The following is an 18,794-nucleotide window of genomic DNA, read 5'->3' as shown; positions in this document are numbered from 1 at the left end:
CCTCTACCCTGGCCAACCGGAACAGGCTTTGTCGACCCACCCAGGGGGACGTCAGCACCGTGAACCGCACGTTCCAGGTCGACCTGCGCGGCGTCGTGGACCTGCTCAGCCATCACCTGTACGCGAGCCCACGGGTGTATCTGCGCGAGCTGATGCAGAACGCGGTGGACGCGGTGACGGCGCGGCGGGCGGAGGTGCCGAACGCGCGGGCGGCGATCAGCGTGGTGACAGGGCCGGCCGCGATCACCGTGACGGACACCGGGATCGGCCTGACCGAGGCGCAGGTGCACGAGCTGCTGGCGACCATCGGCCGCAGCTCCAAGCGGGACGAATTGGGCTTCGCGCGGCACGAGTTCCTCGGCCAGTTCGGCATCGGCCTGCTGTCGGCGTTCGTGGTCGCGGACGAGGTGCGCGTGACGACCAAGGCCGACGGCGCGCCGGCGGTGCTGTGGACCGGGCGCGCCGACGGCACGTACGACATCAAGCCGGCGCAGCGCGACGAGGTCGGCACCACGGTCGAGCTGACCGCACGCCCGGGCTCGGAGCAGTGGTTCGAGCCGCCGACGGTGACCGAGCTGGCCCGCCTGTACGGCTCGATGCTGCCGGTGCCGGTCACCGTGGACGGTGTCGCGGTCAGCGGCGACGGCACGCCCTGGCGCGAGGACGACCGCGAGCCGGGGCTGCGCCGCGCGGATCTGGTCGGCTACGCGCAGGAGACGCTGGGCTTCACCCCGTTCGACGTGATCGACCTCGCGGTGCCGGAGGCCGGGCTGACCGGCGTGGCCTACGTGCTGCCGTTCCCGGCGAACCCGGCCGAGCACGCCGGCCACCGTGTCTACCTGAAGGGCATGCTGCTCACCGAGAGCGCGCAGGGCCTGCTGCCGGACTGGGCGTTCTTCGCCCGCTGCGTGGTCGACGCGGGCGAGCTGCGGCCGACGGCGAGCCGCGAGGCGCTGTACTCGGACACGCTGCTCGACGAGACCAGGCAGGCGCTGGGTGACCAGCTGCGCGGCTGGCTGGTCGGCCTGGCCCGCGCCGACCAGTCCCGGCTGCACAAGTTCCTCGGCGTGCACCACCTCGGCGTCAAGGCGCTGGCCCTGCACGACGACGACATGCTGCGGCTGGTCGAGCAGTGGTGGCCGATGGAGACCAACGTCGGCCGGATGACGCTGGCCGACTTCCGGGCCCAGCACGGCGAGATCCGCTACTGCGCCACCGCCGACGACTTCCGCCAGCTCGCCGGGGTGGCCGCGGCCCAGGACATCGCGCTGGTCAACGGCGGCTACACGTACGACGCGGAGATCATCGAGCGGCTGCCGGCGCTCGAGCCGGGGCTGACCGTGTCGCGGCTGGACCCGACCGACCTGGCCACCCGGTTCGACGCGCTGCCGCCGGCCACCGAGCTGGCGCTGCGGCCGTTCCTGACCGCGGCGCAGCGGGCCATGGACCGGCTGGGCTGCGAGGTCGTGCTGCGCTCGTACGAGCCGGCGTCGCTGCCGGTGCTGTTCCTGGTCGACCGGTCGGCGGCGTTCCAGGCCGAGCTGCGGGCGACCAAGCAGCGGGTGGACGAGCTGTGGGCCGGCGTGCTGTCGGCCTTCGACAAGCCGGCCGACGACCGGCCACAGCTGGTGCTCAACCACCGCAACCCGCTGGTACGCCGAGTGTGCGGGCTGACCGACCCGGACCTGGTCGGCCTGTCGGTCGAGGCGCTGTACGGGCAGGCGCTGCTGCTGGGCTACCACCCGATCCGGCCGGCCGACGCGGCGCTGCTCAACCGCTCCTTCCTCGGCCTGCTCGAGCAGGCGGTGCCGACCGAGGGGACGCCATGAGTTACTCCGAGGAGGAACTGGCCGACCGGCTGGACCAGGTCGGGCGCATGCCGTACGGGCGTGGCCAGGTGGCCGCGGTCGAGGAGCTGCTGCGGCACGTGGACGCGGCCGGCAGCGACAACCTCAAGTACGTCACGCGGCTGCTGGCCACCACCGCCTACCAGTACGGCGGCGAGCCGGCCAAGGCGTTCGTCACCTTCTCCTGGTGCCTCGCGGCCTACGACCGCGGCGAGGGCGACCCGGCCCAGGACCACCACCTGTTCTGGTACTTCAAGTGGATGGTCAGCTCGCTGACCATGTTCCCCGAGGTGCCGCTGGACCGGACCTACGGCGTGCTCGACGACATGGAGCGTCGCTACCGGCTGGCCGGGCACACGCTGAACCCGGTGCACCAGCACCGTCGCATGGTCGCGCAGCACGTCGGCGACCGTGAGACCGCGGCCGAGCAGTACCGGCTGTGGTGTGCCACGCCGCGCGGCGCGATGGCCGACTGCATCGGCTGTGAGCCGACGGCCAAGGTCGCGTACCTGACCTGGGAAGGCCGGCACGAGGACGCGGTGGCGCTGGCGCTGCCGGTGCTGGACGGCCAGCTGACGTGCGTCGAGCAGCCGCACAGCATCCTCACCGAGCTGCTGGTCCCGTACCTGCGCACGGGTCGGTTGACCGAGGCCGCCGACGCACACCGGACGGCGTACCGGGCGGTCCAGGGCAACCGCGCTGAGCTGACCGCGGTGGCCGATCACGTCGGCTTCTGCACCCGCACCGGCAATCATGCGCGGGCACTCGAGCTGGTCGAGCGGCACCTGAGCTGGCTCGACGAGCCGCCGACCCCGTTCTCGGACATGCGGTTCAGTGCCGTGGCCGCGGGGGCGCTGGGGCGGATCGCCGACGCGGGCCACTCGGGACTGACCGTACGCCGGGGGTCTGACGAAACCGGTGTGGCCGAGTTGCGCGACGAGCTGACCGAGCGGGCGCTGGCCCTCGCCGCGCGGTTCGACGCCCGCAACGGCACCGACGAGATCAGCCGGAACGTCGCCGACGACCTGGCCGCCGAGCCGCTCGTCGACCACCTGCCGCTGTCCGGCACGGCGCGCAAGGCGGCGGCCCGGCCGGCGCCCGAGCCGCCGAGGGTCGAGCTGCCGGATTCGCCGTCCGAGCTGGCCGACCTCGCCGACGCGCAGTGGTCGAAGGCCGACATCGACGAGGCCCTCGCGACGTGGCGGCGTTTCGACGAGGTCTGCCCGGAGCCCGAGGGCACGCTGCTGGCCCGGCGGTTGAACGCGCTCGGCGTCGTGCAGGCCAACCAGGACCCGGCCGTGGCCGAGCAGACCTTGCTCCGGGCCGCCGAGCTGTGTGCCGAGGCCGGCGACGAGCCGCGCCGGCAGGCCACGCTGGGCCGGCTGGCGATGCTGTACTGCCTGACCGACCGTGGTGACGAGGGCTTTCCGTTGCTGGTCGAGACGTGCGAGGCGATCGACCGGGTCGGCGACGCGGACCGTCGGCTGGCGGCGCAGCTGCGGCTGGCCTCCGGTTTGCAGGCGTTGCACCGGCACGAGGAGGCCGACGCGGTGCTGGCGGGGCTGGACCCGCTGGTCGCTGAGTCGGGCAAGCCGGACATGGCCGCGCAGGTGGCGTTCGAACGGGCCCAGCGCAGCGGTTCCATCGAGGACGCCGAGCGAGCGGTGGAGCTGTGGCGCGTGGTCGGGCCGTGCAACGCGCTGTGCAGGGCTGTCGTGGTCGCGGCCAACGCTCACGCCCGGGCCGGCGACGTCGCCCGTGCGTACGAGGTGATCGGCGAGGCCGTCACGGCGACCGACCCGCAGCTGCGGGGACGTGCCGCGCACCAGCGCGGGCGGATGGCCCTGGACCTGGACCGTGCGAACGATGCCTACGAAGCGCTGGTCGACGCCATCGCCGCGTTGACGTCGGCCGAGGAGCGCGTCGGCGTGGCCTACGCGCAGGTCGACCTGGCGGCGGCGTGTCTGGGCCTGGACCGGCCGGACGAGCTGGCCGACGCCGTCGAGGACGCGTTGCCGGTGCTGCTGCGGGTCGGCGACGCCGACGAGATCGCCCGGGGACGGTTCCTGCTGGCCAAGGCGTACCGGGCGCTCGGGCGCGGCGTGCAGGCCCTTGAGCTGCTGGACCTGGTCGCCGACCATTGCCGCGAGGGCGGCAACCCGGCCGGCACCGGGCAGATGCTGTCCGCGTCGGCCGAGATCCTTGACTCGCTGGACCGTGACGCCGAGGCCGCGCAGCGGTTCGCCGAGGCCGCCGCCGCGTATCACGAGGCCGAGCTGCCGGTGGAGGAGCTGTCCTGTCGGCGACGTTGCGCCACGTCATGGCTGTGGGGCGGCGAGCACGAGCTGGCCGTCGAGGCCCTGGGCACCGCCGACGTGCTGGCCGCCGAGCTCGGCGAGACCGAGCCGGCGCTGGTGTGGGAGCACGCCATGCTCGGCTACGACGGGGCGCGGGTGCTGGCCAACACCGAGCGGTTCGGGGAGGCGCTCATCCGCGTCGCCCCGGTCGCCGAGCGGTTCCGGCGGCTACAGGCGTACACCGAGGCGGCCATGACCGAGGCCCTGCGCGGACGGCTGCTCGTGGACCTCGATCGGCTGGCCGAGGCGGAGCAGGTGCTCACCGACGCCCTCGCGGCGTTGCCGGAGGAGCTCCAGGGGCCAAGGCAGCAGTTGGCGGCATTGTTGGAGCGGATCAAGGGGTAGGCCGTGTCAGGAAGGGGTCCTTCCTGACATTCAACGCCAGGATCGGTCCCTTGATCTTGGAGTGGAGAGGCCACGGGTCCGATCAGGGGGAGGGGACCCGTGGCGGGTCCGTGTGGGGAGGCTCGATGTCGGAATCCGGTGCGCCGAACAACCGCTCGGCCCCGCCCCTGCTTCGCCCGGTTGCTGGATTTTTCGAGGTCCGCCACCCAACACGCCCCACCACCTGGCCCGATGCGGGCCTCGAAAAATCCGGCAAGGGCGAGGCAGGGGTCACGAGGGGCCGAGCCGCGACGCCGGAGGCGGCGCAGACAACACGGCGGGTACGGCCTGGTGCGGACGACCAGGGCGGACCCGCCGCGCCGCGGGTCCGTCGGCTCGCCGTAGCGGGTGCGGCGGTCGACAAGCCCTTCGGACCCACCGGCACGTACCGGCTGCGCGGCCGGTGGGTCGTCGTCTCCCCCCAGTGCGGGCGCCAGTTCGGCGACTTCCCGCCACTGAGGAGACCCCTCTGCTCCTCAGTGGCGAACGGGGGTCGCCACCGCTGGAACCTCATCCCCGAAACGCCCCGCCTTCCCCAACGAGGACCCTTCGGGAACACACCGGCCAGAGCATGTCAGGCGCGCGTGGGGGGCGGGCCCGCGCGCGCCGTTCCGGTCCGTAAAATGCCTGCTCAGATGGGGAACACGGTTTTCCGGTCCGGACACACACCACTACAGGACGGCCGCCACACATGAGCAGTTCGGGACCGGTGCTCGGCCCTCGGGGACAGTTCGCGGAGCGGTTCGCGCTGCTGTACGCCGAGGCGGGCGAGCCGCCGCTGAAGCGGGTCACCGAGTCGGTGGCGCGGGCCCGGAAGGTGGACGAGCGGGGCCGCCCGGTGCGGGTGCCGGCGCAGCGGGTGAGCGACTGGCGGCGCGGCCGGAACGTGCCGGCGCGGTTCTCGGCGTTGCAGGCTGTCCTCGAGGTGTTGGTCGGCGAGGCGCGCAAGCTGCGGGCGACGCCGGTGGTGGAGGGCCTCTACGACCTGGCGGACTGGCGGCGGCTGTGGGAGCAGGCGCTGGCCAGCCCGGTCACCTCGGAGGAGGAAGGCGCGCCGGCGGAGCCGGCGGCGGAGGACAGCGGCGCCTGCCCGTACCGCGGCCTGGCGGTGTTCCGGCAGGAGGACGCGGGCTGGTTCTACGGCCGTGAGCGCAGCACGGCGGCCCTGGTGTCGCGGCTGGCCTCGGCGGTGCGGACCGGCGGCATCGTGATGCTGGTCGGGGCCTCGGGCGCGGGCAAGTCGTCGCTGATGCGGGCCGGTCTGGGGCCGGCGGTGCAGGAGGGTGCGCTCGGTCCGGGCGAGTGGCCGACGGTGGTGCTGACGCCGACCGTGGACCCGCTCAAGGAGCTGGTCCGGCTGGTGCCGGAGCTGGCCGAGGCGATCGACGACGGCAGCGCCGACTACGACGAGGACAAGTTCACGGCCAAGGTCCGCGAGGCGGTCGCGGCGTACGGCGAGCGCGTGGCCGGCGCGGGCGCGCGGCCGGTGCTGATGGTCGACCAGTTCGAGGAGACGTTCACCCTCGCTGACGACGAGGAGCGGCGCGGGCTGTTCGTGGCGGCGCTGCACGCGGCGTGCACGGGCGAGGGGCAGGCGCTGGTGGTGCTGGGCGTGCGAGCCGACTTCTACGGCCGCTGCCTGGACTACCGCGAGTTGGCCGAGGCGCTCCAGGACCGGCAGATGGTGCTGGGCGCGATGACGGTCGCCGAGCTGCGGGAGGCCGTGGCCCGGCCGGCCCGCGCCGTGGGCCTCACGCTGGAGGCGGGCCTGGTCGACCTGATGCTGTCCGACCTCGGTGTGAACACCACGCGCAACGGCCAGGGCACCTACGACGCGGGCGCGCTGCCGCTGCTTTCGCACGCTCTGCTGGCGACGTGGCAGCGTCGGCAGGCCGGCCGCATGACCGTGGCCGGCTACCGCGCGGCCGGCGGCATCCAGGGCGCGGTCGCGGCGACGGCCGAGCGGGCCTGGGCCGATCTGGACGTGGCCGGTCAGGCGGCGGCGCGGCCGGTGCTGCTGCGCCTGGTCCGCGTCGGCGAGGACACGCAGGACACGCGCCGCCGGTCCAGCCGGCAGGAGCTGCTGGAGCAGGCGGTCAGCCCGGCCCCGGCGGAAGAGGCGCTGGAGGTGCTGGCCCGGGCCCGGCTGATCACGCTGGACGCCGGCATCGTGGAGATCACGCACGAGGCGCTGCTGCAGGCGTGGCCGCGGCTGCGCGGCTGGATCGACCGGGACCGCGCCGGCAACCTGCTGCGGCAGCGGCTGGAGGAGGACGCCGAGAGCTGGGAGGCCGAGCACCGGGACAGCACGCTGCTGTACCGCGGCGGTCGGCTGGAGGCGGCCCAGCAGTGGGCTCGCACGGCCGATCCGGGCGTGCTGACCACCGTGGCCAAGGCGTACCTGGACAACTCGATCCGGCACCGCCGGCGTGCGCTGTGGCTGCGCCGGTCCGGTGTGGCGGCGGTGGCCGTGCTGGTGACGATCGCCGTGGTCGCCGCGACGCTGGCGTTCAACCAGCGTGACGACGCGCTGTACTCCGGCGTGCTGGCCGAGGCCGACAACGCGATGACCACGGACCCGTCGTTGGCCGCGCAGCTGGCGCTGGTGGCGCACCGCATGCGGCCCGAAGACCCGGCCGCGACCTCGCGCGTGCTGTCCGCGGCATCGGCGCCGCTGGCCACCGTGCTCGACGGGCATACCGGCGCGGTCTACCTGACCACCTTCAGCCCCGACGGCAAGCTGCTGGCCACCGCCAGCTACGACAACACCGTCCGCCTGTGGGACGTGCACGACCGGCAGCGGCCGACGCCGCTCGGACAGCCGATCACCGGTTTCGGCAGCTGGGTCAGCTCGGCCGTGTTCAGCCCGGACGGCAAGACGCTGGCCGCGGCCGGCGACGACCACCTGGTCCGGCTGTTCGACATCACCGACCCCGCGCATCCGAAGCTCATCGGCCAGCCGCTCAACCAGGACACCGGCACCGTCTACCTGATCGCGTTCAGCCCGGACGGCAAGACGCTGGCCGCCGCCTGCGAGCACCAGAAGGCGCAGCTGTGGGACGTGCACGACCTGGCCCGCCCCGAGGCGCTGCCCCCGCTGACCGGGCACGTCAAGCCGGTGCGGTCGATCGCCTTCAGCCCCAACGGCCACTACCTGGCCGCCGGCGGCGACGACCAGAGCGTGCTGCTCTACGACGTGACCGATCCGCGGGCCGCGGTGCAGGTCGGCGCGCCGATGACCGGCTACAAGGGCACCGTGCACTCGGTGGCGTTCAACCGGGACAGCTCGATGCTGGCCAGCGGCAGCGAGGACGGCTCGGTGCGGCTGTGGGACGTGCGCAACCCGTCGTCGATGCCGGAGATCGGGCTGCCGCTGAGCGGCCTGAGCCCGCAGTGGTCGGTGGCCTTCACGCCGGACGGCCGGATACTCGGCGCCGCCGGGCAGGACGGCTCGGCCCGGTTGTGGAACCTGGCCGACCCGGCTCAGCCCGGCCTGATCGGCCAGCCGCTGACCGGCAGCAACAACCTGTACGCGATGGGCTTCAGCCCCGACGGCAACACCCTGGTCACCGGCGGCGGTGACACCGAGGTGCGGCTGTGGACCATGCCGGCACCGCTCGGTATCGGCCAGCCCGGCGGCATCGGGCCGCCCGCGCCGCGGCCGGACGGCAAGGTGGTGGCCACCGGCACCTCCGACGGCTCGGTGCGGCTGTGGGACACCTCGGACCCGGCCCGGCCGCGGCCGCTCGGGCTGATCTCCGGGTTGGACGGCGTCAGCCAGCTGCGGTTCACGCCCAACGGCAAGGTGCTGATCGTGACCGGCGGCAACAAGGGCGTCCGGCTCTACGACGTGTCCGACCCGAACCATCCCGCTCAGCTCGGCGCCACGATTCCGTTGCAGACGCGGTACTCGTCGATGCTCGCGGTCAGCCCGGACGGCCGGTTGATGGCCTCCGACCGGGACGACCACAGCGCCCAGCTGTACGACATCAGCGATCCCGCGCACGCCAAGCCGCTGGGCGGGCCGGTGATCAAGCACGGCGACCGGCCCAGCGACTACATCTACGCCGCCGTGTTCACGCCGGACAGCAAGACCCTGATCACCGCCAGCGCGACCAACACCGTGCGGCTGTGGGACATCTCCGACCCGGCCGCGCCGAAGCCGTTGGGGCAGCCGCTCACCGGGCACCAGGACGCCGTCGGCATGCTGGCGCTGACGCCCGACGGGCAGACCCTGGCCACCGCCGGCGACGACGACTTCGTGCTGCTGTGGGACGTTGCCGACCCGACCCATCCCCGTCAGCTCAGCAAGCTGACCGGCTACAACAAGGGCATGCAGTCGGTGCGGTTCAGCGCCGACGGCCGCACGCTGATCACCGGCAACGCCGACCAGGGTGTGCGGATGTGGGATGTCTCCAGCCCGTCGCATCCGGTCGCGATGGGCCCGTCGGTGGTGCAGCGCAACCTGGCCGGCGACTTCGCCGCGTACCTGCCCGACACCAACTACATCGTGTACACGACCTCGCCGGACTCCGCGCTGCGGACCATGGACCTGAACCTGGACCACGCCATCGACCGCATCTGCGCCTCCACCCGTAACGTGTTGACGCAGTCCGTCTGGAGCCTGCGGCTGCCCGATCTCCCCTACGACCCACCCTGCAAGTAGCGCAGATGCGCGGTCCGCTGGGCCTCGATGCGTTGGGCGATCTGGAGGTCGGCGGTGGCGAAGAGGGCCTGCCAGCCGGGCCGGCGCGTGGTCTGGCCGGGGTGTTGGCGGGCCAGCCAGGTGGCGGCCGGGGTGAGGTAGCCGGGGGCCAGGTCGGCGACGGCGACGAGGAGGGCGACGTCTTCGGATCGTGGCGCGGCGGCCCAGCCGCCGAGGGCTCGTACGGTGTTGGTGCGCATGGTGAGGCCGGCGGGATGGATCGGAACGCCGCCGTGGTCGACGAAGTACTGGGTCAGCACGCCGCGTTCGACCCGGCCGGCGGCAAGGTCGAGGGTGACGGAGCGGCGGCTGCCGTCAGCCAGGAGGTCATCGCCCTGGCCGGCGACCCAGTGCAGGTCGGGGTGCTCGGCGAACGCCTCGATGTGGACCGCAAGTCCTTGGGGCAGCAGGAGATCGTCGGAGTCGAGGACGTGCACCAGCTCGCCGGCGGCCCGGGACAACGCCAGATTCCGCGTCACGGCAACGCCTAGCGGCTCGCCGTTGGCCTCGTACCGAGCGAACGGGAAGCGCTCGGTGATCTCGCGCAGTGACGGCTCCGAGCCGTCCTCCTGCACGATCCACTCGACCTCCCAGCCGTCGGGAAGGTGTTGCGCGGCAATGCTTTCCCCCGCCTCGACGAGCAGGGCAGCCCGGTCGGCCAGCACGGGCGTGAGCAGCGAGATCAGCGGCATCAGACGTCCAGTTCCAGGCCGAGCTCGCGCAGCGCGGCCAGGCGCTGGCGGACCATGGTCATCGACTCCGCCCGCAGCGTTTTCCAGGCGTGTTCGCCGGTGGTCTGAGCCGTGTGCAACCGGTGTAGCCACGTGACTTCCGGCGTGACGAAACCGGGCGTCAGCTCGGCCAGTGCGACGAACAGGGCGCTGTCCTCGGAGCGCGGATTCGCCGCCCAGCCGCCGAGTGCGCGCACGGTCCGGGTGCGCATGGTCAGCCCGGCGCAGTGGATCGGCGGCTCGCCGCGGCCGTTGGTGAACTCGTTCATCTTGCCGGGTTCGACGTAACCGGCCGGGTACTCCAGGGCGAACGATCGGCGGGTGTCGTCCGGCAGCAGGTCGTCGGCCTGCGCGGCGACCCAGTGCACCGCGGGGAACTTCTCGAACGCCTTCAGCGCAACGGAAATCGCGTCCGGCAGCAGTTCGTCGTCCGAGTCGAGCACGTGCACGAGCTCGCCGTCGACCCGGGTCAGCGCCAGGTTTCGGGTGGTGGCAATGCCGAGCTGCTCGCCGTGCGCGGCGTGTCGACCGAACGGGAACCGTTCGACAATTGGAGCCAGTGACGGCTCGGGGCCGTCCTCCTGCACAACCCACTCCAGCGTCCAGCCTTCGGGAAGCCGTTGCGCGGCAACGCTTTCTCCGGCCCGGGCGAGCAGGTCGGCCCGGCCGGCGTGTGCCGCGGTCAGCACGGACAGCAGTGGCATCAGTTCGTCCCCATCCGCAGCCCCAGTGCCCTGGCGGCGGCAATTCGCTGGTGGATCATCAGGTACGACTCGGCGTGCAGCATGCCCCAGTTCGCCTGCCGCACGGTCTGCCCGTCGTGGTTGCGGTAGAGCCAACTCGGTGTGCCGTCGAGATATCCGGGCGCCAGCTCGGAGATCGCCGCCACGAGCTCGATGTCCTCGGCCCGTGGATTGGCGCACCAGCCGCCGACCGCCCGGACGGTCGCCGTCTTCGCGGTCAGGCCGGCGCAGTGGACCGGCGCCCGGCGGTGTTCCTGCACGTACGAACCGATCGCGCCACGGCCGTGCACGCCCTCGGGCAGCAACTGGAAGTAGACGGCATCGGCCATCCGCGGCCGGGCAATCACCCAGTGGATCTCGGGGTGCTCTTCGAACGCCTCGATCGCCCGGGCCAACGCGCCCGGCAGCAGCAGGTCGTCGGAGTCCAACACCCGTACGAGCTCGCCGCGAACCCTTGCCAGCGCGAGGTTTCTCGTCACGGCGACGCCCAGCTGAGCCCCGTTGGCCTCGTACTCGCCATAGCCGCCCAGCCTCGGACGGTCGCCGTCCTCCTGCACCACCCACTCCAGCTCCCAGCCGGCCGGAAGCTCTTGCGCCGCAACGGATTCCCCCGCAGCAGCCAACACATCAGCACGATCGCCGTGCACCGCGGTGAGAACGGACAGCAGCGGCATCAGAGGGCCCTCATGGACTCGATGCGCTGCCGGATCACCGTCCAGCACGCGGGATCCAGGTCCGGCCAGTCGTCGGCGCGGGTCATCTGGCCCGGGTGCTGCCGGTACAGCCAGGTGACCTCGGGTGTGTGGTAACCGGCGGCGACCTCGGCCGCCGCCACGACCAGCGCCATGTCCTCGGCTCGCGGCAACGCCGCCCAGCCGCCGACCGCCCGAGCCAGGTCGGTGCGCAGCGTCAGGCCGGCCGGGTGGAACGGGCCGCGGCCGTGCTCGAGCACGTAGTCGTTGACCGCGCCGGCCTCGACGCGGCCGGTCGGCGAGATCGGCTCGAAGCTCACTCGACCACCGTCCGGCATCAGGTTGTCGGCCTGGCCGGCGACCCAACCGATGTCCGGATCTCGCTCGAAGGCCATGATCACGGTGGCCAGGCCGCCCGGAGCCATCAGGTCGTCCGAATCAAGGACGTGCACCAGGTCGCCGCGAGCCCGTGACAACGCCAGGTTTCGAGTGCTGGCCACGCCCATCTGTGCCCTGAGCGCGCGATGCGAAGCCTGCGGAAAACCGGCCGCGACCTGCGCCAACACCGGCTCCGGCCCGTCCTCCTCGATGATCCACTCCAGCTCCCAGCCGGCCGGCAGGACCTGCGCGGCCAGGCTCTCGCCGGTGGCCGGCAGCAACGGGGCGCGGCCGGCGTGCGCGGCGGTCAGCACCGAGACCAGGGGCATGACCGTGAACGTACTTGACCACGTGGGCCAATCCTGCCCAGGGTGACGAAGAGCCCACGTAGAGTCCCCGCCATGCGTCTTCTCTCCAGACTGGGCGGCCTGCGTGTGGTCGTCGGGGTGCTCACCGCGATCAGCGCGCTACAGCTCGCGTTGATCACGATCGGCAACATCACGGACTACGACACGAACTACGCGTTCGTGCAGCACGTGTTCGCGATGGACACGACCTTCAAGTCACCGCACCTGATGTGGCGGGCCATCACCAACCCCGGCCTGGTGACCGCGGCCTACGTGCTGATCATCATCTGGGAGGGGCTGGCGGCGATCGCGCTGATCGCCGCGGTCGTGGCCTGGATCCGAGGCAGTGAGCTGGCCAAGCGGCTGTCCTCGCTGGGCTGGCTGATGGAGGCCATGCTGTTCGGCGGCGGCTTCATCGCCATCGGCGGCGAGTACTTCCAGATGTGGCAGTCGTCCAAGTGGAACGGCCTGTCGGCGGCGCTGCAGAACGTGATCATCGCGTCGATCGGCCTGATCCTGACCCACCTCGTCGCCTCACGGGGGCGTGAGGGCGCAGGGGACCTCCAGGTAGACGACGGTGGGGCCGCCTAGCGGGCTGGTCACCAGCAGCACTCCGTCGAACGCGGCCAGCCGGCGCTCCAGACCGTGCAGGCCGCCACCCGGTTCGACGTCGGCGCCGCCACGCCCGTCGTCCCCGACCACCGCGACCAGCCGGCCGTCCGAATAGGACAGCCGCAGCCATGCGTGGTCGGCCGCGCCGTGCTTGGCCGTGTTGGTCAGCGCCTCGGCGATGGCGAAGTACACCGCCGACTCCACCGGCTCCGGCGGGCGTCCCGGCAGGTCGATGGCCACCTGCACGGGCAGCGGGCTGGCCAGCGCCAACGCCTGCAACGCGCCCTCGAGGCCACGGTCGGCCAGCACCGGCGGCAGGATGCCGCGGACCAGGCCGCGCAGCTCGGCCAGCGCGGTGTTGGTCGACTCCCGGGCCTCGGCCAGCAGCTGCTTGGCCAGCTCCGGGTTGTCGTCCACCGTCTCCTCGGCCATGCCCAGGCTCATGCCCAGCGCCACCAGCCGGGCCTGCGCCCCGTCGTGCAGGTCCCGCTCGATGCGCCGCAGCTCGGACGCGTGCGTGTCCACCGACACCGCCCTCGATTCGGACAGCTGGGCCACCCGCGTGGTCAGCTGCGTGTTGGCCACCGCGGTCTCGGTCGGCCCGAGCAGGCCGGCGGTCACGGCGGCGTTGAGCCACATCAGCCGGGGCGACAGCCAGCCCCAGAAGATCAGTTCGGCCACGCCGGCCGGGACCATCCACAGGCTGTCGTCGAAATTGCGGACCTCCCAGATGCCGAACGACTGGATGACGACGCCCTCCGGCACCAGGCCGTACCAGAGGGGCATGGTCAGCCAGAACAGGCCGCCGAACAGCAGCCCCAGCACCATCGCGCTGCACAGCACGCCGACGACGGCGTTGGCCAGCAGCCAGGACAGGTCGCGCCAGGTGGCCGGGTCGGCGGCGGCGATGCGGAACCGGGTCACCCAGTTGTCGGTGCGGGCGATCGGCCGGTACGGGCGGGGCACCTCCCGGCCGAGCAGGCTGCCCGCGACCGATCGGTGCACGTCGGCGAAGCGGCGGCACAGCGCCATCGCCGCGATCACCGCCGGCACGCCGACCCACAGCGGGATCAGGGCCGCGGCGACGATCACGAAGACCAGCACGGCCACGCCCAGCTGGCTGGCGATCGCCAGGCCGAGCGCGACCGGCACGAGTCGCAGTCGCATCATCATGCGGGACACCAGGGTGATCGGTGGGGCCACAACCGACATTCTCCTCATACCTTGGCCGTGGACAGCCGCTTTGCCGCAAGACGCCGGGCGTCCGGCCATTTCACGTCCGTGGCCCAGCCCAGCTTCTCGAAGATCCAGATGACCCGGGCGCTGGGGTCGACCTGTCCGGGCAGCGCGCCGTGACGGGCGCAGCTCGGGTCGCTGTGGTGCAGGTTGTGCCAGGACTCGCCCATGCTCAGCACGGCCAGCCAGCCCACGTTGCGTGACTTGTCGCGGACCTCGAACTCCTCGTCGCCGAAGGTGTGGCAGATCGAGTTGATCGACCAGGTGACGTGGTGCAGCAGCGCGATGCGGACCAGCGAGCCCCAGAAGAAGGCGGTCAGGGCACCCTGCCACGACATGCTCCACAGGCCGCCAACCAGCGCCGGGGCCAGCAGCGACACCGCGACCAGCAGCTCGAAGCGCTGGTTCACCTTCTTGATCGCCGGATCGGCCAGCAGGTCAGGGCAGAACCGCTCGGCCGAGGTCCGCTCACGATCAAAGAGCCAGCCCACGTGGGCGTGCAGCAGGCCCTTGGTCAGCGCCTTCCAGTCCGAGCCGAACCGCCACGGCGAGTGCGGGTCGCCGGCCCGGTCCGCGTACTTGTGGTGGCGGCGGTGCGTGGCCACCCAGTCGATCACGCCCATCTCCAGTGCCAGGCTGCCGGCGATGGCCAGTCCGGTGCGCAGCGCCGGTTTGGCGCGGAACGAGCCGTGCGTGAACAGCCGGTGGAATCCAACCGTCACGCCGAAGCCCGACACGAAGTAGAACACCACCGCGATCACGATGTCGTGCCAGCCGAGGCCCCAGCCCCAGGCCAGCGGGATGGCCGCTAGCAGTGCTAGCAATGGGACGACCACGAACACCGCCACCAGCGTCCGTTCCAGGGCGCCCTTCGGCTCGGGGTCGATATCGGGCCTGGCCAGCGTCGTGGACACGGGAACCTCCGGGTAGTTCGAATGTGTCCCAAACACTGCCGGGTGGGGAAGCCCAGGTCAGGATGCCTGGACTCCGAACTCGTGGTGGGCTTAGACCTACTGTCGACTCCCCCCACCACGCCGATTGGAACCGCTGGCTGATGACCGCTGAAACCTCGCTGCCCGTCCAGGTCGTGAACACCATGGAGCACCTCGACGGCCGGCACGCCGGCTACCGTCGCGCGCATGCCCGTGGGGCCTGCTTCGTGGCCACTTTCACGCCCTCCGGCGACGCCGCGAAGTACACGACCGCCGCTCACCTGGCCGGCGCGCCCGTGTCGGCCACCGTGCGCTTCTCCAACGGCAGCGGCAATCCCGCGATGCCCGACACCCAGCCCGGCGGGCGGGGCATGGCCGTCAAGTTCGCCCTGCCCGATGGCTCGTTCACGGATCTGATCGGCGTGAACCTTCCTCGGTTCCTGGTGGCCACCCCCGAGCAGTTCCTCGCCCTCGTGCGGGCGCTGGCCGCCGACAAGGACGCCGGCACCGGCGACAAGGTCAACCTCCAGGCCTTCCTGGGCGCGAACCCCAGCTCCATCCCCGCCTTCCAGGCCTTGGGTGAGATGGGCGTGCCGGCCAGCTTCGCCACCACCGGCTACCAGGCCCTGCACGCTTTCGTGTGGGTCAACGCCGACGGCGACCGCCAGGCCGTTCGCTACCGTTGGGTCCCCTCCCTCGGCGAGCAGAACCTCGGCCCCGACGAGATCGCTCGGGAGGAAGAGCAGTTCCTCATCGGCGAGCTGACTTCCCGCTTGGCCGACGGTCCCGTGTCGTTCACCTTGCACGCCACCTTGGCCGACCCCAGCGACCCCACCCATGACGCCACCGTGGTCTGGCCGTCCGACCGGCCGTCCATCGAGGTCGGCACCCTCACCGTGACCGGCGAGGTCTCCGACCAGGACCACTGGGCCGCGCAGATCTTCGACCCCACCAACCTCACCCCGGGCATCGAGCTCTCCGACGACCCCCTCCCGCAGCTGCGCAATGCCGCCTACTCGGTCTCGTACGACCGCCGCACCCACGGCGAGTGATCGCTAGCCGTTGTCGGCCCACTTGAAGGTGCGCAGCCCGATGGCTCCGAACAGGATGGCGAAGCCGAATAGGGCCGACAACGGCGGGGCGAGGTCGTAGCCGCCGGAAAGCGTTTGCCGGACGGCGTCGTTGAGGTAGGTCAAGGGCAGGAACTTGGAGACGACGGTGAGCCAGTGCGGGGCCAACTCCAAGGGATAGAAGGAGCCGGACAAGAAGGCCATGGGGATCATGACGCAGTTGGCGATGGCGGCGACAGCGTCGGGGTTGGGAGCCAAGCGGCCGACGAGGATGCCCATGGCGAAGAAGGTCGAGCAGCCGACGATGAGCACCAACGGCAGCAGCACGACGCTCGGCGTGGTGATGGTGAGACCGAACACGGGTAGCAGGGAAACGCCGAGCAGGAGCACGGCCTGAGCGACGGCCAGTGCGACGGTGACGATGAACCAGCCGGAGAGCAGGGACGTCATGGGCGTGGGAGTGGTGCGGACGAGGCGAAGCAGGTCGTCCCGGCGCCACTGCACGATGGTGTAGACCACACCGAACATCGCGGCGTTGCCGATGGCCCAGTCGAGCACGCCGGCGCTGAGCTGGTTCATACGGCCGGGACCGCCGAACATGAGTCCGAAAAGGACGATGAACAGCAGCGGGAAGGCAAAGCTGAAGAACAGGGCGATCCTGTTGCGCACCATGGACAGCAGGTACGCGCCGGCGGCGGCGTTCATGCGGCCACCAACGCCAGGTAGGCGTCCTCCAGAGTGGCGGTGCCGGTCCGCTCACGCAGACCCACCGGAGTGTCGACGGCAACGATCTGTCCACGTTGGATGATCGCAACCCGGTCGCACAGGGTCTCAGCCTCGTCGAGATGATGCGTGGTGTAGATGACGGTTCGATCGGACAGGCTCTTGAGCAGCCCCCAGAGTTGCTTGCGCGCCAACGGGTCCAGCGCAGCGGTGGGCTCGTCCAGGAACAGCAGCTCGGGATCGTGAGTAAGTGCGGAGGCGATGGCCAACCGCTGACGCTGACCGCCGGACAGCTTCTCGACGCGGGTGTCGGCGCTGTCGTCGAGACCGACGAGGGTCAGGACCCCATCGGCTTTCACGCTCGAGACCCGGTGCAGGGCGGCGACTCGGCGCAGGTGCTCACGGGCGGTGTGGCGGGTGAAGAAGGCGGACGACTGGGTCTGAATACCCAAGCGCGCCAACAGATCCAGATCACGGGGCCAGGACGGCCGGCCGAGGACCCGGACGGTGCCGGAGTCGGCGGGACGCAGGCCCTCGATGATCTCCACCAGCGTGGACTTGCCGGCCCCGTTCGGGCCGAGCACGCCGAAGAACTCCCCCTCACGCACCGACAGCGTGACACCATCGACCGCTTTCCTTGGCCCGTAACGCTTTCTCAGACCCTCGACTTCGATGATCACGGTGGTTCCCCCTCGGTCCCAGCAGGGCACGAAGCCCCTCGGTGTAGGCCTCGAACGCCCGCCGGCCGGCGGGCGTCAGGGCGACATAGGTCACGGGCGTGCGCCGCTCGTGGGTCTTGCTGATCTCCACGTACGCCGCGTCCTCCAGCTTGCGCAGGTGCGTGGACAGATTGCCCGCAGTCATGTCCAGAAGTTGTTGCAGCCGCGGGAAAGTCAGCCGGTCACCGGGCGCGAGCGTGGACAGCGCCACCATCACGCGCAGCCGCGCCTGGGCGTGGATGACCGGGTCGAGCTCCGGCCACGGCTCGCTCATCGGCGCAGCCGGATCGTGTAGTACGCCGACAGCACCAGCATGCCGCCGCCACCGGCGAAGGCCAGCACCAGGAAGTTGCCCGGCACGCCGGCCAGCACGCTGCCGGCGGCCGAGATCAGCATCCAGACGCCGAGGACGTACTGCGGCACGTCCCGCCACAGCATTGCGCCGGCCAGGTACATCAGGCCCGCCACGGCCAGCGAGCTGGACGCCCACATCAGGCTCGTGACCTCCCAGGACGGCTTCAGCTGCGCCTGCAATGCCGACTGAACGACCGAGTTCGCCGCGAACGACAGCCCCCAGGCCGTTCCGTACATCGCGCCGACCGTGCGGGACGGGCCGCGCATCCCCTTCGAGGCCCGCACCCCCAGCACGATCGGCAGCACAAGCGCGATCGCGCCGAGGACCCCGAGCACCACGCCGGCCACGGCCGCCGGCACGACGCCTTGCAGCGCCAGATACCAGCCGCCGAAGCCCAGCAGGTACGCCAGTCCCCAGGCAAACGTGATCAGCTCCGGCCGTACCCCCGCCGCCGGCGCAGCTCGGCCCGCTGCCCCTCGATCAGCGCCAGCGACTCCGCCGGCGACAACTCGCCTTCGCTCTCCATCTGCCCACCCCCTCGCGATCGCCTGCCAACTTTGTAACACAAAGTGCCTCGCACGACAAAGAGCTTGGCGGGGCAGTCGCACGTGAGTGGCTCAGTTGGCACTGAGCGCCAAGTGAGCCACTCAGGTAGGGAGTCGAGCAACGCGGGGCGGGCCACGTGAGTGGCTCATTTGGGCGCTGAAGCCAAGCGAGCCACTCACGTGGGAGTCGAACCACTCCAGGCGGGGCACGTGAGTGGCTCATTTGGGTGCCGAAGCCAAGCGAGCCACTCACGTGGGAGTCGAACCACTCCAGGCGGGGCACGTGAGTGGCTCATTTGGGTGCCGAAGCCAAGCGAGCCACTCAGGTGGGGCGAGGCGGGGTGAGGCGGAGCGGGGGCGGGGTAGGAGGGCGATGGGCCGTTTGCCGCTATGGGGCGAAAGGAGACGTGGAACAGTG

At 71.4% G+C, this 18,794-nt stretch carries 15 protein-coding genes; 5 read left to right on the top strand and 10 right to left on the bottom strand.

Annotated features, from left to right (window positions below; all coding sequences use genetic code 11):
* The first annotated feature begins 59 nt into the window (after positions 1–59).
* The 3 genes from M3Q35_RS41500 to M3Q35_RS41490 all read left to right on the top strand — a co-directional run bounded on the left by M3Q35_RS41500 (position 60) and on the right by M3Q35_RS41490 (position 9,254).
* Positions 60–1,829, top strand: a complete 1,770-nt coding sequence (locus M3Q35_RS41500; RefSeq protein WP_273938060.1) for an HSP90 family protein — start codon at positions 60–62, stop codon at positions 1,827–1,829.
* Positions 1,826–4,549 (top strand): hypothetical protein, encoded by a 2,724-nt coding sequence (locus M3Q35_RS41495; protein ID WP_273938059.1) that lies wholly within the window; start codon positions 1,826–1,828, stop codon positions 4,547–4,549. The genes M3Q35_RS41500 and M3Q35_RS41495 overlap by 4 nt, the downstream gene beginning before the upstream one ends.
* A gap of 730 nt (positions 4,550–5,279) precedes the next feature.
* A complete protein-coding gene (locus M3Q35_RS41490) occupies positions 5,280–9,254 on the top strand; it encodes an nSTAND1 domain-containing NTPase (RefSeq protein WP_273938058.1) in 3,975 nt (1,324 codons plus the stop codon).
* Here the strand turns inward: M3Q35_RS41490 and M3Q35_RS41485 are convergent.
* From M3Q35_RS41485 to M3Q35_RS41470, 4 genes are read right to left on the bottom strand one after another with little or no spacing between them, the layout of a single operon-like run.
* Positions 9,233–9,985 carry a glycosyltransferase family 2 protein gene (locus M3Q35_RS41485; protein WP_273938057.1) on the bottom strand — a complete coding sequence of 251 codons (753 nt, stop codon included), beginning with the start codon at positions 9,983–9,985 and terminating at the stop codon, positions 9,233–9,235. The genes M3Q35_RS41490 and M3Q35_RS41485 overlap by 22 nt on opposite strands.
* Entirely contained in the window at positions 9,985–10,728 is a 744-nt protein-coding gene (locus tag M3Q35_RS41480) for a glycosyltransferase family 2 protein (RefSeq protein ID WP_273938056.1), read from the bottom strand. The genes M3Q35_RS41485 and M3Q35_RS41480 overlap by 1 nt, the downstream gene beginning before the upstream one ends.
* Positions 10,728–11,441: a glycosyltransferase family 2 protein gene (locus M3Q35_RS41475; protein ID WP_273938055.1), complete on the bottom strand. Its 714-nt coding sequence runs from the start codon at positions 11,439–11,441 to the stop codon at positions 10,728–10,730. The genes M3Q35_RS41480 and M3Q35_RS41475 overlap by 1 nt, the downstream gene beginning before the upstream one ends.
* On the bottom strand, positions 11,441–12,166 hold the full coding sequence (locus tag M3Q35_RS41470; RefSeq protein ID WP_273938053.1) for a glycosyltransferase family 2 protein: 726 nt from the start codon (positions 12,164–12,166) through the stop codon (positions 11,441–11,443). Before M3Q35_RS41470 ends, M3Q35_RS41475 begins: the two co-directional genes overlap by 1 nt.
* A 72-nt stretch (positions 12,167–12,238) precedes the next feature.
* Here M3Q35_RS41470 and M3Q35_RS41465 point away from each other — a divergent pair, with 72 nt between their 5' ends.
* Positions 12,239–12,775 (top strand): DUF2165 domain-containing protein, encoded by a 537-nt coding sequence (locus tag M3Q35_RS41465; protein WP_273938052.1) that lies wholly within the window; start codon positions 12,239–12,241, stop codon positions 12,773–12,775.
* Here M3Q35_RS41465 and M3Q35_RS41460 read toward each other — a convergent pair.
* Complete coding sequence (locus tag M3Q35_RS41460; protein WP_273938051.1) at positions 12,719–14,008, bottom strand: sensor histidine kinase; 1,290 nt, start codon at positions 14,006–14,008, stop codon at positions 12,719–12,721. The genes M3Q35_RS41465 and M3Q35_RS41460 overlap by 57 nt on opposite strands.
* 5 nt (positions 14,009–14,013) lie before the next feature.
* Entirely contained in the window at positions 14,014–14,946 is a 933-nt protein-coding gene (locus M3Q35_RS41455) for an acyl-CoA desaturase (protein ID WP_273938050.1), read from the bottom strand.
* Between the two features lie 140 nt (positions 14,947–15,086).
* Between M3Q35_RS41455 and M3Q35_RS41450 the strand changes: the two genes are divergently transcribed.
* Positions 15,087–16,016 carry a catalase family peroxidase gene (locus tag M3Q35_RS41450; RefSeq protein WP_273938049.1) on the top strand — a complete coding sequence of 310 codons (930 nt, stop codon included), beginning with the start codon at positions 15,087–15,089 and terminating at the stop codon, positions 16,014–16,016.
* Positions 16,017–16,019: 3 nt separating this feature from the next.
* On the opposite strand, the gene M3Q35_RS41445 is transcribed toward M3Q35_RS41450, so the two are convergent.
* Genes M3Q35_RS41445 through M3Q35_RS41430 form a run of 4 tightly spaced genes read right to left on the bottom strand, consistent with a single transcriptional unit; the run spans position 16,020 to position 18,190 of the window.
* Complete coding sequence (locus tag M3Q35_RS41445; protein ID WP_273938048.1) at positions 16,020–16,739, bottom strand: ABC transporter permease; 720 nt, start codon at positions 16,737–16,739, stop codon at positions 16,020–16,022.
* On the bottom strand, positions 16,736–17,365 hold the full coding sequence (locus M3Q35_RS41440; protein WP_273938047.1) for an ABC transporter ATP-binding protein: 630 nt from the start codon (positions 17,363–17,365) through the stop codon (positions 16,736–16,738). The genes M3Q35_RS41445 and M3Q35_RS41440 overlap by 4 nt, the downstream gene beginning before the upstream one ends.
* Positions 17,358–17,750: a transcriptional regulator gene (locus tag M3Q35_RS41435; RefSeq protein WP_273938046.1), complete on the bottom strand. Its 393-nt coding sequence runs from the start codon at positions 17,748–17,750 to the stop codon at positions 17,358–17,360. The genes M3Q35_RS41440 and M3Q35_RS41435 overlap by 8 nt, the downstream gene beginning before the upstream one ends.
* Positions 17,747–18,190, bottom strand: coding sequence for a hypothetical protein (locus M3Q35_RS41430; protein ID WP_273938045.1), 444 nt, complete (start codon positions 18,188–18,190; stop codon positions 17,747–17,749). The genes M3Q35_RS41435 and M3Q35_RS41430 overlap by 4 nt, the downstream gene beginning before the upstream one ends.
* Positions 18,191–18,794 lie beyond the last annotated feature (604 nt).

Source organism: Kutzneria chonburiensis (assembly GCF_028622115.1).
Taxonomy (GTDB): domain Bacteria; phylum Actinomycetota; class Actinomycetes; order Mycobacteriales; family Pseudonocardiaceae; genus Kutzneria; species Kutzneria chonburiensis.
This window is presented reverse-complemented; position numbering and strand designations above follow the sequence as displayed.